This window comes from Streptomyces sp. NBC_00433, from assembly GCA_036015235.1.
In the GTDB taxonomy this organism is placed as follows: domain Bacteria; phylum Actinomycetota; class Actinomycetes; order Streptomycetales; family Streptomycetaceae; genus Actinacidiphila.
In genome coordinates this window covers 7,963,882-7,978,499 of record CP107926.1, presented here as the reverse complement: position 1 = coordinate 7,978,499, position 14,618 = coordinate 7,963,882, and the positions used below count along the sequence as shown (strand labels likewise).

Genomic DNA, 14,618 nt, shown 5'->3' with positions numbered 1-14,618 from the left:
GGACACCCCCGCGCGCCGCCCGGCGGCAGGGTCGCACCACCATCGCAGCCCGGCAGCCCTTTCCACCAGGTTTTCCGGCCGCGTGGCGCCACCAACATTGGTCTGGTCCTGTGGCGCTCAGCCGGGAAGGACCACCAGGTCACGCCCGGTCAGATTCAGCCGCTCGCCGCCGTCTTCGGTGCACACCGCGATGTCCTCGATGCGCGCGCCGAAGGTGCCGGGCAGATAGATGCCGGGCTCGATCGAGAAGGCCATGCCGGGCGCGAGCGCCCGCCGGCTGCCCGCCACGATGTACGGCTCCTCGTGTGACTCCATGCCGATGCCGTGCCCGGTGCGGTGGATGAAGTGCTCGCCGTAGCCGGCCGCGGTGATGATGTCCCGGCCGACCGCGTCCAGCTCCTCGGCGGTGACGCCGGGCCGCACCGCGTCGGTCTGCGCGGTCTGCGCGCGCAGCAGCACCTCGTACAGCTCGCGGAAGGCCGCGGGCGGCTCGCCGACCGCATAGGTGCGGGTGGAGTCCGAGCAGTAGCCGTCGGCCGTGGTGCCGCCGATGTCGACCACCACCGGGTCGCCCGCGCGGATCACCCGGTCCGACACCTCGTGGTGCGGGCTCGCGCTGTTGGGGCCGGAACCGACGATCACGAAGTCCACCGTCACGTGGCCGGCCTCCACGATGGCGTCCGCGATGTCCTTGGCGACCTCGCGCTCGGTGCGCCCTGCCCGCAGCCACTCCCCCATCCTGCGGTGCACCCGGTCGATGGCACCGCCCGCCCGGCGCAGCGCCGCCACCTCGGCGGGGCTCTTGCGTACCCGCAGCTCGGTGAGCACATCGCCGGCCAGGCACGCCTGCGCGTCGGGCAGCGCGGCCTGGAAGGCCAGCAGCTTCTCGGCCCACATGTGGTTGTCGACCGCGAAGCGGCGCACCCCGGGAGGCAGCCGGCGGGCGATCAGCGCGTAGGCGTCGTCGGTCTCGGCGAAGCCGGTGATCTCCACGCCGAGGGCACCGGCCGGCGAGGCCTGCGCGGCGGGCCGCTCCAGCGCGGGCACCACCAGGAAGGGCTCCCCCTCGGCCGGCACCACCAGGCAGGTCAGCCGCTCCAGCGGCAGCGCCTGGTAGCCGGTCAGATACCGCAGGTCCGCGCCGGGCGAGACCAGCAGTGCGTCCACCCCCGCGTCCGCGGTGGCCTTCCTGGCGAGTCCGAGCCGCTCGGCGGGATGGAGCGAGTCGCTTGCGTCGGTTGAGTCGGTCACACCGACCACGGTAGACGGCGGTGCCCCCCGAACTCGCGATCTTTTACGGCCCGGCGCTCACCGGGCCGCCGTGCGGGCGGCCCTATGCTCGCCGTTCATGGACGCACACGGCCCGGCCGGGCCCCCGCCGCTGTCGCTGCGCGAACTCGCCGGCATGCTGGACCTGCTGCCGCCGTCCTGCGGCCCGGTGCGCCTGGTGGCCGTCGACGGCCACGCGGGCGCCGGCAAGTCCACCCTCGCCGCGCGGCTCGCGGAGGAGGCCGGCGGCGTACCGGTGCTGCACACCGACGATCTGGCCACCCACGAGGAGCCGTTCGGCTGGGCGGGACGGCTCGTCGCGGAGGTGCTCACGCCCTTCCGCGAAGGCCGGGACGCCCGGCACCGGGTCTACGACTGGACCGCGCGGCGGTTCGCCGGCGAGCGGGTCGTCCCGGCGGCGCCGGTGGTCCTCCTCGAAGGGGTCGGCACCGGGCAGCGCGCCCTGCGCCCCTCGCTGGCCCTCACCCTGTGGCTGGAGGTCGGCCCGGCCACCGCCCGGCAGCGCGGGATCCGCCGGGACGGCCCCGGACTCGAGCACTTCTGGACCGGGTGGTCGGCGGCGGAGGACGAGCACTTCGCGCACGATCCGACGCGGCCCTTCGCGGACCTCCTGGTCCACCAGACCCCCACCGGGTATCGCGTCGCTCCCGGCCTGAACAGTCACACGCGGTGACACACTTGACCGCTCCGCGCGGAGCAATTACGTTTTCAACCAAGCGGCCCCGGAAGGCCGCCACGTAGCACGGAGCCCCCGGTTGTTCCCCCGTGACCGGGGGCTTCGTCTTGCCCGCCGCACCCACCCGCACCACCGCCGCTCGCGCTCCGCAGCCCCTGGGTGATTGCCACTTGCAGTGAGATCGCTACTCACGGTGCACCCTGGCTGAGCGCGCAGTTCCCCGCGCCCCTGAAAACGCCCACCCTCTCCGCGGAGGGCAACCCCCAGGGGGCGCGCGGAACTGCGCGACGGCGGGCGCGGAGGCAGAGCCACCGCGAGTGGCACGTCAGCTCAAAGCCCCGCAGGGAAACGCGCTCTACGGTGGCGACCTGTTCGCGGGTACGATGCCGGAGGGTGTGGGCGGGCGCATGGGGTGCCTCCGCCTGGTTCAACTTCCGTGCGCCGCATAGCGGTTGGCGCGGACGGCGGCGAGGGGCGCGGGGGAACGATGGGTGGGGACTAAATGGACTTCGGCACCGACCGCGCGGGCGCCCCGGCCGATCTCGCATGGCTGCGCGGCATCGACGCGTACACCATGGGCGCCTACGTCCAGGCCGAGGAGGAGTTCAAGGCCGCGGTCCGCATCGACCCGGGTATGGCCGACGCCTGGCTGGGGCTGCACGCGCTGCGGGCCGACACCGCCACCGCGCTGCTGCAGATGTACCGGCACCGGGACCGCTTCGGCGAGCAGCGCGCCGCGCACCGCCGCACCCTGAACTCCTGGTATTGGCTGGGCTGGTGGGTGCAGCCGGTGCTGGAGACCAGCAGGGACCTGCTGCTGGCGCACGCCTCGCACTGGCTGGACGGCCGCCATGTCGCCGAGCTGGACCGGGCGTTGGCGGACTGCCCGCCGGTCGACACCGATCCGCAGGTGCGCTTCCTGCACGCGTGCCGGGCCTATCTGGTGAAGGACTGGGAGCACCTGGTGCGGCACACCGAGCCGCTGCTCGGCGACCCGCTGCTCGGTATCGAGGCGGGCCTTTTCGGCGGTATGGCCCGGGTGCGCCTGGAGATGTGCGGGCAGGCGGAGCCGCTGCTCGCCGCCGCCCTGATGCGGTGCCGCAGCGAGCAGCCGCAGCGCAAGGAGCTGCGATACTGGCTGGCCCGTGCGTACGAGGGCACCGGGCGGACCGCGGCGGCCGTACCGCTCTACCGGGCGGTGCACCGGGTGGACCCGGCCTTCATGGACACCGCCGCGCGGCTGGCCGCGATCCACGAGACCGACGACGGCCTGGACGAGAGCGCGGGCCTGGCCACCGCCGTGTCGCTGGCGGGCGGCGGGCAGGCGGTGCCCGAGGGCGCGGGGGACCTGGACGCGGCCCTCTACCCGGAGCCCGGTGACGGCCGCCCGCAGGGCAGCGCCGAGCTGGACGACGCGCTGCTGGCGTCGGCGGGCGCGCTGGACGACGACATGAGGGACCGGGCCGCCGCCCCGCTGACCGGCGCGCTGCCCGCCCAGCTGCCGCTCGGCGGCTCGGATCCGGTGCTGCTGGCCCAGGCGCTGGCCGAACTGGACGGCATGGTCGGCCTGGAGCCGGTCAAGCGGCAGGTCAAGGCGCTGTCCGCGCAGCTGCGAATGGCGCGGCTGCGGGCCGGCCAGGGGCTGCCGGTGCAGCCGCCGAAGCGGCACTTCGTCTTCTCCGGCCCCTCCGGCACCGGCAAGACCACGGTGGCCCGCATATTGGGCCGGGTCTTCTACGCCCTCGGCCTGCTGGGCGGCGACCACCTGGTGGAGGCCCAGCGCTCCGACCTGGTCGGCGAATTCCTCGGGCAGACCGCGGTGAAGGCCAACGAGCTGATCGACTCCGCGCTCGGCGGCGTGCTGTTCGTGGACGAGGCCTACGCGCTGTCCAACTCCGGCTACAGCAAGGGCGACGCGTACGGGGACGAGGCCCTCCAGGTGCTGCTCAAGCGCGCCGAGGACAACCGCGACCGCCTGGTGGTCATCCTGGCCGGCTATCCCGAGGGCATGGACCGGCTGCTGGCCGTGAACCCCGGGCTCAGCTCGCGCTTCACCACCCGGGTGGACTTCCCCAGCTACCGCCCGCCGGAGCTGACCCGGATCGGCCAGGTGCTGGCCGCGGAGAACGGCGACCAGTGGGACGACGAGGCGCTGGAGGAGCTGCGGGCGATCAGCGGCCACGTGGTGGACCAGGGCTGGATCGACGAGCTGGGCAACGGGCGGCTGCTGCGCACGCTGTACGAGAAGAGCTGCGCCTACCGCGACCTGCGGCTGTCGGAGTATCCGACGACGCCGAGCCGCGAGGAGCTGTCGACGCTGCGGCTGCCCGACCTGATGCAGGCGTACGGCGAGGTGCTGTCGGGCCGCGGGCCTGGCATCCCGCCGCCCGACCCGGCCGAGTAGGCCGGACCGGGCGCGGGCGTCAGCGGACCAGCTCGCCGGGCGCCGAGCGGTGCGAGGGGTCGCGGACCTCGCCGACGAGCATTTCCAGCACGTCCTCCAGGGCGACCAGGCCGAGCACCCGCCCGGCGGGGTCGGCGACCGCCGCCAGGTGCGACGCGGCCCGCCGCATCGAGGTCAGCGCGTCGTCCAGCGGCAGGTCGGCGCGCAGCGTGGTGATCGGGCGCCACAGCCGCTGCGGCACCGGCCGGTCCTGGTCCTCCAGGTCGAGGACGTCCTTGACGTGCAGATAGCCCAGGTAGCCGGCCCCGGGGTCGGCGGCGACCGGGAAGCGCGAGTAGCCGGTGCGCACGGTCAGCTCCTCGACCTCGCGGGCGGTCGCCGTCGGGGACAGGGTGATCAGCTGGTCCGGGGTGAGCAGCACGTCGGTGACGGGACGGGTGCCCAGCTCCAGCGCGTCCTCCAGGCGCTCCTGCTCGTCGGAGTCCAGCAGTCCGGCCCTCCTGGCGTCCTCCACCAGGACGGTCAGCTCGGCGCTGGTGAAGACCGCGTCGACCTCGTCCTTGGGCTCGACCCCGCAGGCGCGCAGGATCAGCCGGGCGCTGGCGCCGAGCACCACGATCACCGGCCGGAAGACCCGGGCGAAGCCGACGAGTCCGGGGCTGAGCCACAGCGCGGTCTTCTCCGGGTCGGCCATCGCCAGGTTCTTCGGCACCAGCTCGCCGATGACCAGGTGCAGGAAGACCACCAGGGCCAGCGCCAGCACGTAGCCGATCGCGTGCACCAGGTCGTCGGGCACGTGGGCGGCGACGAAGACCGGCTCCAGCAGGTGCGCCACGGTGGGTTCGGCGACCGCGCCGAGCGTCAGCGAGCAGACGGTGACGCCGAACTGCGCGGCGGCCATCATCTGCGGCAGGTGTTCGAGGCCGTAGAGCACGGTACGTGCCCTGCGTTGCACGGCGGCCAGCGGTTCGATCTGGCTGCGGCGGACCGAGACCAGGGCGAATTCGGCGCCGACGAAGAAGCCGTTGCCGAGGACCAGGAGCAGGGCGAAGAGGAGTTGCAGTGCGCTCATCGCTCGCTCTCCTCCCCCGCGGCCGGCGCCGTACGCACGATCCTGACCCGTTCGGCCCGGTGGTGCCCGACTTCGGCGACCCGCAGCCGCCAGCCGGGCAGCTCGGCGGTGTCGCCGATCTCGGGGATGCGCGCCAGCAGGTCGGCGACGAGTCCGGCGACCGTTTCGTACGGGCCTTCGGGCGCGTGCAGGCCGATACGGGCCAGCGTGTCGATGCGGCAGCCGCCGTCGGCGTCCCAGGCGGGCCGGCCGTTCTCCGGCGGGGCCTGCGCGAGGTCGGGCAGGTCGACCGCGTCGTGCTCGTCGCGGACCTCGCCGACCAGTTCCTCGACGATGTCCTCCAGGGTGACCACCCCGGCGGTGCCGCCGTATTCGTCGACCACCACCGCGATGGGCTGCTGGCTGCGGAGCAGTTCGAGCAGCGGCTGGGCGGCCAGCGTCTCGGGGACCAGCAGCGGGACGACCGCGATCCGGCCGACCGCGGTACGGTCGCGCAGCCCGGCGGGGACGGCGAGGGCGTCCTTGAGGTGGACCATGCCGACGATGTCGTCCAGGCGGGACCGGTAGACCGGGAAGCGGGACAGGCCGGTGGCGCGGGTGAGGTTGAGGACGTCCGCCGCGGTGGCGGTGTCCTCCAGGGCGCTGACCCTGACCCGGGGCGTCATCACGTTCTCCGCGGTGAGATCGGCCAGCGAGAGGGTGCGCACGAACAGGTCGGCGGTGTCCTGTTCGAGGGCGCCGGCCCGTGCGGAGTGCCGGGCGAGCGAGACCAGCTCGGTGGGGGTGCGGGCGGAGGCCAGCTCGTCGGCGGGCTCCACGCCGAGCATCCGCACCAGGTGGTTGGCCGCGGTGTTCAGCAGTTCGATGACCGGCCCGAAGGCCCGGGAGAAGGCCCGCTGCGGGCCTGCGACCATCCGGGCGACGGCCAGCGGCCGGGAGACGGCCCAGTTCTTGGGGACCAGCTCGCCGATCACCATCTGGACGGCGGAGGCGGCCATCATGCCGGCCACCACCGCGACGCCGGGTGCGGCGCCGTCCGGTATCCCGGTGGCGCTGACCGGCCCGGTGAGCAGGTCGGCGAGCGCGGGCTCGGCGAGCATGCCGACGACCAGCGAGGTGATGGTGATGCCGAGCTGGGTGCCGGACAGCTGGAAGGAGAGTCTGCGCAGGGCGGCGACGACGCCGGCCGCCCTGCGGTCGCCTGCGGCGGCGGCGCGTTCCGCGGCCGGGCGCTCCACGGTCACCAGGCCGAATTCGGCGGCGACGAAGAAGCCGTTGGCGAGGATCAGGACAAGAGCCGCTGCGAGCAGCAGCAGTGACGTGCTCATGAGGCCGCCGCTCCATGGGACTGGGCGGGAGGGGCGGCGCAGGTACTACCGGACGGTTCGTCCATCGGGGTGTGAGTGTCACTCCTCGGTCGGTCGGGCGGTTCGGCGGGCGGCGCCGTCACGGCACCGCCCCGGATCCAGAGTAATCATTGCGGTCGCGGCCGCGAAGGACGGCGGGCGCCCCATTCGGCGGGGAATTCAGCCGCCGCCCCGGCCGTCGCCCGGCGCCTCGCCGAGCGCCTCGACGAGGGCGCGCAGCCGCCGGGCGTCGTCGAGGGCCTGCCGCCTGGCGATACCGGGCTGGATGCCCATGACCGCCAGGGTGGTGCCGTCGGCGAGGTCCAGGTGGACCCAGGCGTCGCCGGGCCGCAGCCGCACCGCGAGCACTTCGGCCCAGGCCAGCCGCCTTTTCACGGTCAGGTTGACCACGGTGAGGCCGGCGGCGTCGGCGACCGCCTTGGGGCGGCTGAGCAAGGTCAGCAGGGCCAGCGCCAGCAGCCCGACCACCACCATGGTGACCCGGTCGCCGGTGGTCCACGGGGACGCGCCCTCGTGCGGCATCACCACGGCCAGCGTGCTGAGCACGGCGAGCAGCAGCGTGCCCATGGTGAGCAGCACCACCCGGGTGAGCAGGGGTCGGAAGGTGACCGGCAGGCGCGCGACGGCGGCCAGGGCGCGGTCGTCGTCGTGGGTGGTCACAGCCGGGCGGCGTGGATGCCGGTGGTGAGGATGGCACGGGCGCCCAGGTCGTACAGCTCGTCCATGATGCGCTGGGCGTCGCTGGTGGGGACCATGGCGCGGACCGCGACCCAGCCCTCGTGGTGCAGCGGGGAGACGGTCGGCGACTCCAGGCCGGGGGTCAGGGCGACGGCCTGGTCGACGTGCTCGGCGCGGATGTCGTAGTCCATCATCACGTAGCGCCTGGCGACCAGGACGCCCTGCAGGCGGCGCAGGAACTTCTGCACCTCGGGTGCGTCGGCGGGGGCGCCGGTGGGGCGGACGACGATCGCCTCGGAGGCCATGATCGGCTCGCCGAAGGTCTCAAGGCCCGCGTTGCGCAGCGAGGTGCCGGTCTCCACCACGTCGGCGATGACCTGGGCCACGCCGAGCTGGATGGCGGTCTCGACGGCGCCGTCGAGGTGCACGACGGAGGCGGCCACACCGTGGTCGGCGAGGTGCTTCTCGACGACGCCCTCGTAGGACGTCGCCACCGTCATGCCGGCGAGGTCGGCGACGCCGTTCGCGGTGCCGGGCCTGGCGGCGTAGTGGAAGGTGGAGCGGGCGAAGCCGAGCTGCAGGATCTCCTCGGCACCGGCCCCGGAGTCCAGCAGCAGGTCGCGCCCGGTGATGCCGACGTCGAGGCGGCCGGAGCTGACGTAGATGGCGATGTCGCGGGGGCGCAGGTAGAAGAACTCCACGGCGTTGGCGCTGTCGAAGAGCACCAGCTCCTTGGACTCCTTGCGCTGGCGGTAGCCGGCCTCATGGAGCATGGCCGCCGCGGGTCCGGACAGTGAGCCCTTGTTCGGGACGGCGATGCGCAGCATGGGGTCGGGTTCCTATCGCTGTGGGTGCGGTGGTCTCTGGGGTCCTGCGGACGTGGGCGTACGGCCCGTGCACGCGGTGCGCGGGCCGTACGGCTCACAGGTGGGCGTAGACGTCGTCCAGGGAGATGCCCCGGGCGACCATCATCACCTGAACGTGGTAGAGCAGTTGGGAAATCTCCTCGGCGGTGGCGGCGGCGCCTTCGTACTCGGCTGCCATCCAGACCTCGGCGGCCTCCTCGACCACCTTCTTGCCGATCGCATGCACGCCCTTGCCGACCAGTTCGGCGGTGCGTGACGTGCCGGGGTCGCCGGTGGCGGCCTTGTGCTGCAGCTCGGTGAAGAGCTGCTCGAATGTCTTGTTGGCCATGGTGGTCCTAGCCTACGGGGAACCGTCCGCCGATCAGCGCCATGGTTCGGATAGTGAGCGGATCACCGTCGCGGTCGCCACCGCCGCGGTGACCGCTTCATGCCCCTTGTCCTCGTTCGACCCGGGAAGTCCGGCCCGGTCCAGCGCCTGCTCCTCGGTGTCGCAGGTGAGCACACCGAAGCCCACCGGGACCCCGCTGTCCACGCTGACCTGCGTCAATCCCGCGGTGACGCCCTGCGAGACGTACTCGAAGTGCGGGGTGCCGCCGCGGATGATCACCCCGAGTGCCACGACCGCGTCGTAGCCGCGGCCCGCCACCGCCCGCGCCACGACCGGCAGTTCGAAGCTGCCGGGCACCCGCAGCACGGTCGGCTCCTCGATCCCGAGGTCGTGCAGGGCGCGCATCGCCCCGTCGACGAGTCCGTCCATCACCTGGTTGTGCCACTGGGCCGCGATCACCGCGACCCGCAGGTCCCCGCAGTTCTTGACCGTCAGCTCGGGGGCGCCCTTACCGCTCACTTCTCTCCTCGGTGCTCAGTGCCTGTACTGCCGTTGGCGGTGCCGACGGCCGAATGCGTGCGTCCCGCGGTCTCCAGCCAGGGCAGGTCATGGCCCATCCGGTCGCGCTTGGTCCGCAGATACCGCAGATTGTGCTCCCCCGCGCCGACCGGCATCGGCTCGCGGCCCAGCACGTCGAGACCGTGCCTGACCAGCGCGCCGGTCTTGGCGGGGTTGTTGGTGATCAGCCGCAGCGAGCGCACCCCGAGGTCGGCGAGGATCTGCGCCGCCACCCCGTAGTCGCGGGCGTCGGCCGGCAGGCCCAGTTCGAGGTTGGCGTCCAGGGTGTCCCGGCCGCGCTCCTGCAGTTCGTACGCCCGCAGCTTGGGCAGCAGCCCGATGCCGCGGCCCTCGTGGCCGCGCAGGTAGAGCACCACCCCGCGGCCCTCCTCGGCGACCCGGCGCAGCGCGCCCTGCAACTGCGGGCCGCAGTCGCAGCGCTGCGAGCCGAAGACGTCCCCGGTCAGGCACTCGGAGTGCACCCGCACCAGCACGTCGGTGCCGTCGCCGACATCGCCGGCGACCAGCGCGATGTGCTCCACGCCGTCGGCGGTGCTGCGGTAGCCGTAGGCGCGGAAGTCGCCGAAGGAGGTGGGCAGCGTGGTCGCCGCCTCCCGGCGGACGGTGGGCTCCGCCGAGCGGCGGTAGGCGATGAGGTCCTCGATCGAGATGATGACCAGGCCGTGCTTGCGCGCGAAGGGCACCAGCTCGGGCAGCCGGGCCATCGTGCCGTCCTCGCGGGCGATCTCCACGATGGCCGCGGCGGGCCGCAGCCCGGCGAGCCTGGCCAGGTCCACGCCCGCCTCGGTGTGGCCGGGGCGCACCAGCACCCCGCCGCTCCTGGCCCGCAGCGGGAAGACGTGCCCGGGGCGTACGAAGTCCGCGGCCACCGACGTCGGCTCGGCCAGCAGCCGGATGGTGGCGGCCCGGTCGGCCGCCGAGATCCCGGTGGTCACCCCGTGCTCGGCGCCTGCGTCCACCGACACGGTGAAGGCGGTGCGCATCGACTCGGTGTTGGTGTCCACCATCTGCGGCAGGGCGAGCCGGTCGAGGTCCGGCGGCTCCATCGGGACGCAGATCAGCCCGCGGCACTCGGACATCATGAAGGCCACGATCTCCGGGGTGATCTTCTCCGCGGCGACGATCAGGTCGCCCTCGTTCTCCCGGTTCTCGTCGTCGACGACCACGATCGGGCGCCCCGCGGCGATCTCGGCGATGGCCCGCTCCACCGGGTCGAGCCCGAGGTCGGCCTCGTCGTACCAGTCGTCCTGCAGTGCGGTCACGGCGCTCATGCCGTCACTCCTTCCGCGACGGTGGTGCTCGGCTTCGCCTGCGACGGCCGGTCCGCGGCCGGAACGGCCCTGCGGGTCTGCTGCCACCAGGCGTACATCCCGGCGATCACCAGGACGAAGTAGACGATGTAGACCAGGCCGGAGAAGGGCAGGCCGCTGTGGAAGTTCAGCGGCACCCCGACCAGGTCGACGGCGAGCCAGGCGAACCAGAACTCCACCCAGCCACGGGCCTGCGCGTACATCGCGGCCAGCGTGCCGACGAAGATGTACGCGTCCGGCCACGGGTTCCAGGACAGCCGCGGATACGCCAGGAAGAGCGAGGCGACCGCGACGGTGCCGACCGCGGTGGCCGCCACCAGCACCGCCCGCTCGCGCCAGGTGGCGAACCTGATCGCCAGCCGCCCGCTGCCGGCCTGTCCGCGCCGCCACTGGAACCAGCCCCACACGGCGACGGTGATCACCACGAACTGCTTCCCGACGCCGCCGCCGAGGTGCGCCGACCAGAAGGCCGCCACCAGCACGGCACCCGAGAGCAGCTGGACCGGCCAGGTCAGCATCGCCCGCCGCCAGCCCAGCGCGAGCGCGCCGAGGCCCAGCAGGTTGCCGATCATGTCGGACCACATGACGTGCTGGTCGAAGGCCGTGAAGGCCTCGCTGTTCAGCCAGTGCAGTGCGCCGCTCATCGCTGGTCCCCGGGGGTGCTGCCGTCGCCGGGGGCGCCCGGCGTCATCATGCGCTCGACGTATTTGGCGATGACGTCGACCTCCAGGTTCACCGGGTCGCCGGGCTGCTTGATGCCCAGCGTGGTCAGCGCGAGGGTGGTCGGGATGAGGCTGACGGTGAAGTAGTCGGCCGCGGCGTCCACGACGGTCAGGCTGATGCCGTCCACGGTGATCGAGCCCTTCTCCACCACGTAGCGGCTCAACTCGGCCGGCAGCGAGACCTTCACGATCTCCCAGTGCTCGGCCGGGATCCGCTCCAGCACCGTGCCGGTGCCGTCCACGTGGCCCTGCACCAGATGCCCGCCGAGCCGCCCGCCGAGCGCCATCGGGCGCTCCAGGTTGACCCGCGAGCCTGGCCGCAGCGCGCCCAGGCTGGACCGCTTCAGCGTCTCGGCCATCACGTCGGCGGTGAAGGCGCCGTCGCCGTGCTCGACCACGGTCAGGCACACGCCGTTCACCGCGATCGAGTCGCCGTGCTTGGCGCCCTCGGTCACGACCGGGCCCCGTACCGTGAAGCGGGAGGCCTCGTTCTGGTCCTCGACCGCGGTGATCTCACCCAGTTCTTCGACGATTCCGGTGAACACGTCACTTCTCCTGTGCGGCAGTGGGGACGGCGGGGGTGGCTTCTGCTGTGGTCGGGGTCGGGGTCGCGGTGATACGCAGGTCGGGCCCGAAGCGGGCGACGTCGGTCACGTCGAGCCGCAACGCCTGCGCGATGGTGCTGATTCCTGCGGCGCCGAGGGCGGCGGGGCCGGCGCCGAGCAGGGCCGGGGCCAGGTAGCCGAGGACTTCGTCCACGGCTCCGGCCGCCACGAAGGCTCCGGCGAGCGTGGGGCCGCCCTCAAGGAGGACGGAGCGGATGCCGCGGGCGTGCAGCTCGGCCAGGAGCGCCGGCACGTCCAGGCCAGGGGGTTCGTCCTGGGCTTGGGCTGTGACTGTGCCTGTGCTCTGTGTGTACGGGAGGCGTACCACGTCCACGCCTGGGAGGTGGGACGTGTCCGCGTCCTTCGACACCGCGATCAGCGTCGGTGCCGCGTCGTCCAGGACGCGGGCCCCTCCGGTGATCCGCGCCCGGGAGTCCACCACCACCCGCAGGGGCTGGACCGCGTCCTTGATACCGCGCACCGCCAGGTGCGGGTCGTCCGCCAGCAGCGTGCCCGAGCCCACCACCACCGCGTCCGCCTCCGCGCGCAGCCGGTGCACATCCGCGCGGGACTCCGGCGACGTGATCCAGCGGCTGCTGCCGTCCGCGGCCGCGATCCGGCCGTCCAGCGTGGCCGCGTACTTCCAGCGTACGAACGGGCGGCCCTGGCGCACCGAGGTCAGCCAGGCGATATTCACCGCCTCGGCCTCCGCCGCCAGCACCCCGCTCTCCACATCCACGCCCGCCGCCCGCAGCGTCGCCGCCCCGCCGGACGCGGCCGCGCTCGGGTCCGGCACCGCGTGCACCACCCGCGCCACCCCGGCCTCGATCAGCGCCCGCGCGCACGGGCCGGTCCTGCCGGTGTGGTTGCACGGTTCCAGCGTGACCACGGCCGTACCGCCGCGCGCCGCCTCGCCGGCCGCACGCAACGCGTGCACCTCGGCGTGCGGGCCGCCCGCCTCGCGGTGCCAGCCCTCGCCCACGACGGCACCCGCCGTGTCGAGGATCACACAGCCGACGACGGGGTTGGGGGCGGTGGCGCCGAGGGCGCGAGCCGAGAGCGCGACGGCTCGGCGCATCGCGTCGATCTCTGTGGTGGTGGCCACCGGGTCCTCCTGCCGCATAGGGCACGGACTCCGGGGCGAGCGGACGTCACCACATCCGGACACGCACCGCGGTAGGCACGGACCTCAACGGCCCGCTCAAGGCGGCGCACCGGTGTGAACGCCCGCCGCGCACTGCCTCCCATCCGGACTTTCACCGTCGGTCCAGGAATTTCACCTGGTCAACCGGCCGCTGGATGCGGACGGGTCGCGGACTGTAACCGCCGGTTCGGAATTACACCGACCCCGGAGTGCGCAAACGTCACTGGTACGTACCCCAGTCTGCCACGGGTTCCATGCCGGGCTCCAGGGGGTTCGGGTTTTGCCGCCGGTTGCGTTTGCCCGCCCCGCGCCGCAGGCGCGGGAAACCGCGCACCGGCGGGGTCACCCCGCAGGGGTGAAGAGGGCCTGCTGGGCGGAATCCATCGCCGTGATGACGGCGCCGCGGAGGATGGGGCCGGCGGGGACGGCGGTGGGGCGGACGTCGGTGCGCAGAGGCGAGAGGTCCGCGAGGTCGGCCGAGACGAGGTCGGCGAGGTCGGAGCCCCCGGCGGAGCCGACCTCGCCGGCGAGGATGACCTGGCCGGGGTCCAGCACGGCGCAGACGGCCGCGGCGCCGAGGGCGATACGCGCGGCCAGCTCGGAGAGGAAGCCGGGGGTGCCGCCCCGGACCGCGGCGGCAGCCGCGGCCGCGTCGGATCCGGGTACGGAGAGACCGTGCGCGCGGGCCAGCTCGCAGACGGCCCGGCTGCCGGCGAGCCCGTGGAAGCCGTCGTCGCAGTTCGTGGAGGTGGGGAGCCGCCCGGAGTGGGAGATGGGGAGGAAGCCGACCTCCCCGGCGCCGCCGGAATTGCCGCGCCGCAGGCGCCCTTCGAGGACGAGGGCGGCGCCGACGCCGCCGCCGATCCAGAGCAGGGCGAAGGTGTCGCCCTCCGCGGTCCCGCGTACGCGCTGCTCGGCGATGGCGGCGAGGTTGACCTCGTTCTCCAGCAGGACGGGAACACCGAGCCGGCGGCGTACCTCGTCGACGAGGTCGCCGTGCCAGGCGGGCAGTTCGCCGGTGGTGCTGAGCCGGCCGGTGACGGGGTTGATCAGGCCGGGGGCGCCGCAGGCGACGGTGTGCAGGGGGGCGCCGCCCGCTGCGCCGAGGAGGAGGTCGATGCCGTTCTCGATGGTGCGGGCCGGGTCGGCGCCGGCGGGGACGGCCAGTTCGGCCCGGGAGAGGGTGCGGCCGAGGAGGTCGGCGATCTCGACGCCGATGCTGTCGACGCGGACGTCGAGCCCGGCGACGTGCGCGCGGTCGGCGACGATGCCGTAGACCCGGGCGTTGGGGCCGCGCCTGGCGGCGCCGGATTCGCCGACGACCTCGATCAGGCCGGAGTCCTGGAGGCGTTCGACCAGGTCGGCGACGCTGGGCCGGGACATGCCGGTGAGTTCTTTCAACTGCGTGGCGGTGAGCGGCCCTTCCTCCTGGAGCAGCCGCAGGGCGAGCCGGTCGTTGATGGCCCTGGCCGTACGCGGGGAGGCGTTCCTGCCGGGTTGCGCGCGGGTGGCGGTCATGCGGGCGATCCTTCCAGACCGGTGGCCGTGGGCGGCTAACTTTCAGGCAGGCTTCCTGA

14 protein-coding genes and 1 riboswitch are annotated in these 14,618 nt (G+C 73.4%); of the genes, 2 read left to right on the top strand and 12 right to left on the bottom strand.

Going from position 1 to position 14,618, the window contains the following annotated elements; genetic code table 11:
* Window positions 1–117: 117 nt before the first annotated feature.
* Window positions 118–1,260 carry a Xaa-Pro peptidase family protein gene (locus OG900_34540; protein ID WUH94767.1) on the bottom strand — a complete coding sequence of 381 codons (1,143 nt, stop codon included), beginning with the start codon at window positions 1,258–1,260 and terminating at the stop codon, window positions 118–120.
* 145 nt (window positions 1,261–1,405) lie between these two features.
* Between OG900_34540 and OG900_34535 the strand changes: the two genes are divergently transcribed.
* Window positions 1,406–1,963 (top strand): hypothetical protein, encoded by a 558-nt coding sequence (locus tag OG900_34535; protein ID WUH96024.1) that lies wholly within the window; start codon window positions 1,406–1,408, stop codon window positions 1,961–1,963.
* A 505-nt stretch (window positions 1,964–2,468) separates the two neighbouring features.
* Complete coding sequence (locus tag OG900_34530) at window positions 2,469–4,370, top strand: AAA family ATPase (GenBank protein WUH94766.1); 1,902 nt, start codon at window positions 2,469–2,471, stop codon at window positions 4,368–4,370.
* Window positions 4,371–4,389: 19 nt separating this feature from the next.
* On the opposite strand, the gene OG900_34525 is transcribed toward OG900_34530, so the two are convergent.
* The 11 genes from OG900_34525 to OG900_34475 all read right to left on the bottom strand — a co-directional run bounded on the left by OG900_34525 (window position 4,390) and on the right by OG900_34475 (window position 14,559).
* Window positions 4,390–5,442 carry a hemolysin family protein gene (locus tag OG900_34525; GenBank protein ID WUH94765.1) on the bottom strand — a complete coding sequence of 351 codons (1,053 nt, stop codon included), beginning with the start codon at window positions 5,440–5,442 and terminating at the stop codon, window positions 4,390–4,392.
* A complete protein-coding gene (locus tag OG900_34520) occupies window positions 5,439–6,770 on the bottom strand; it encodes a hemolysin family protein (protein ID WUH94764.1) in 1,332 nt (443 codons plus the stop codon). The genes OG900_34525 and OG900_34520 overlap by 4 nt, the downstream gene beginning before the upstream one ends.
* 198 nt (window positions 6,771–6,968) lie before the next feature.
* Complete coding sequence (locus OG900_34515; protein WUH94763.1) at window positions 6,969–7,469, bottom strand: PH domain-containing protein; 501 nt, start codon at window positions 7,467–7,469, stop codon at window positions 6,969–6,971.
* Window positions 7,466–8,314, bottom strand: a complete 849-nt coding sequence (hisG, locus tag OG900_34510; protein WUH94762.1) for an ATP phosphoribosyltransferase — start codon at window positions 8,312–8,314, stop codon at window positions 7,466–7,468. The genes OG900_34515 and hisG overlap by 4 nt, the downstream gene beginning before the upstream one ends.
* A 94-nt stretch (window positions 8,315–8,408) precedes the next feature.
* Window positions 8,409–8,681: a phosphoribosyl-ATP diphosphatase gene (locus tag OG900_34505; GenBank protein ID WUH94761.1), complete on the bottom strand. Its 273-nt coding sequence runs from the start codon at window positions 8,679–8,681 to the stop codon at window positions 8,409–8,411.
* Window positions 8,682–8,714: 33 nt separating this feature from the next.
* Window positions 8,715–9,200: a 6,7-dimethyl-8-ribityllumazine synthase gene (ribH, locus tag OG900_34500; GenBank protein ID WUH94760.1), complete on the bottom strand. Its 486-nt coding sequence runs from the start codon at window positions 9,198–9,200 to the stop codon at window positions 8,715–8,717.
* Window positions 9,197–10,531 carry a bifunctional 3,4-dihydroxy-2-butanone-4-phosphate synthase/GTP cyclohydrolase II gene (locus OG900_34495; protein WUH94759.1) on the bottom strand — a complete coding sequence of 445 codons (1,335 nt, stop codon included), beginning with the start codon at window positions 10,529–10,531 and terminating at the stop codon, window positions 9,197–9,199. The genes ribH and OG900_34495 overlap by 4 nt, the downstream gene beginning before the upstream one ends.
* Window positions 10,528–11,214, bottom strand: coding sequence for a nicotinamide mononucleotide transporter family protein (locus OG900_34490; GenBank protein ID WUH94758.1), 687 nt, complete (start codon window positions 11,212–11,214; stop codon window positions 10,528–10,530). Before OG900_34490 ends, OG900_34495 begins: the two co-directional genes overlap by 4 nt.
* Window positions 11,211–11,837, bottom strand: a complete 627-nt coding sequence (locus OG900_34485) for a riboflavin synthase (protein WUH94757.1) — start codon at window positions 11,835–11,837, stop codon at window positions 11,211–11,213. The genes OG900_34490 and OG900_34485 overlap by 4 nt, the downstream gene beginning before the upstream one ends.
* A 1-nt stretch (window position 11,838) precedes the next feature.
* Window positions 11,839–13,002 (bottom strand): bifunctional diaminohydroxyphosphoribosylaminopyrimidine deaminase/5-amino-6-(5-phosphoribosylamino)uracil reductase RibD, encoded by a 1,164-nt coding sequence (gene ribD / locus OG900_34480; GenBank protein ID WUH94756.1) that lies wholly within the window; start codon window positions 13,000–13,002, stop codon window positions 11,839–11,841.
* A 125-nt stretch (window positions 13,003–13,127) separates the two neighbouring features.
* A riboswitch (FMN riboswitch) is annotated at window positions 13,128–13,258 on the bottom strand.
* Window positions 13,259–13,383: 125 nt separating this feature from the next.
* Window positions 13,384–14,559, bottom strand: coding sequence for an ROK family transcriptional regulator (locus OG900_34475; protein ID WUH94755.1), 1,176 nt, complete (start codon window positions 14,557–14,559; stop codon window positions 13,384–13,386).
* Between the last annotated feature and the right edge of the window lie 59 nt (window positions 14,560–14,618).

What these genes read in the sequence shown, in the direction of transcription:
- OG900_34475 (WUH94755.1), bottom strand. Translation starts at nt 14,559, where the DNA reads ATGACCGCCACCCGCGCGCAACCCGGCAGGAACGCCTCCCCGCGTACG.
- OG900_34495 (WUH94759.1), bottom strand. Translation starts at nt 10,531, where the DNA reads ATGAGCGCCGTGACCGCACTGCAGGACGACTGGTACGACGAGGCCGAC.
- OG900_34525 (WUH94765.1), bottom strand. Translation starts at nt 5,442, where the DNA reads ATGAGCGCACTGCAACTCCTCTTCGCCCTGCTCCTGGTCCTCGGCAAC.
- OG900_34505 (WUH94761.1), bottom strand. Translation starts at nt 8,681, where the DNA reads ATGGCCAACAAGACATTCGAGCAGCTCTTCACCGAGCTGCAGCACAAG.
- OG900_34520 (WUH94764.1), bottom strand. Translation starts at nt 6,770, where the DNA reads ATGAGCACGTCACTGCTGCTGCTCGCAGCGGCTCTTGTCCTGATCCTC.
- OG900_34490 (WUH94758.1), bottom strand. Translation starts at nt 11,214, where the DNA reads ATGAGCGGCGCACTGCACTGGCTGAACAGCGAGGCCTTCACGGCCTTC.
- OG900_34530 (WUH94766.1), top strand. Translation starts at nt 2,469, where the DNA reads ATGGACTTCGGCACCGACCGCGCGGGCGCCCCGGCCGATCTCGCATGG.
- OG900_34535 (WUH96024.1), top strand. Translation starts at nt 1,406, where the DNA reads ATGCTGGACCTGCTGCCGCCGTCCTGCGGCCCGGTGCGCCTGGTGGCC.
- hisG (WUH94762.1), bottom strand. Translation starts at nt 8,314, where the DNA reads ATGCTGCGCATCGCCGTCCCGAACAAGGGCTCACTGTCCGGACCCGCG.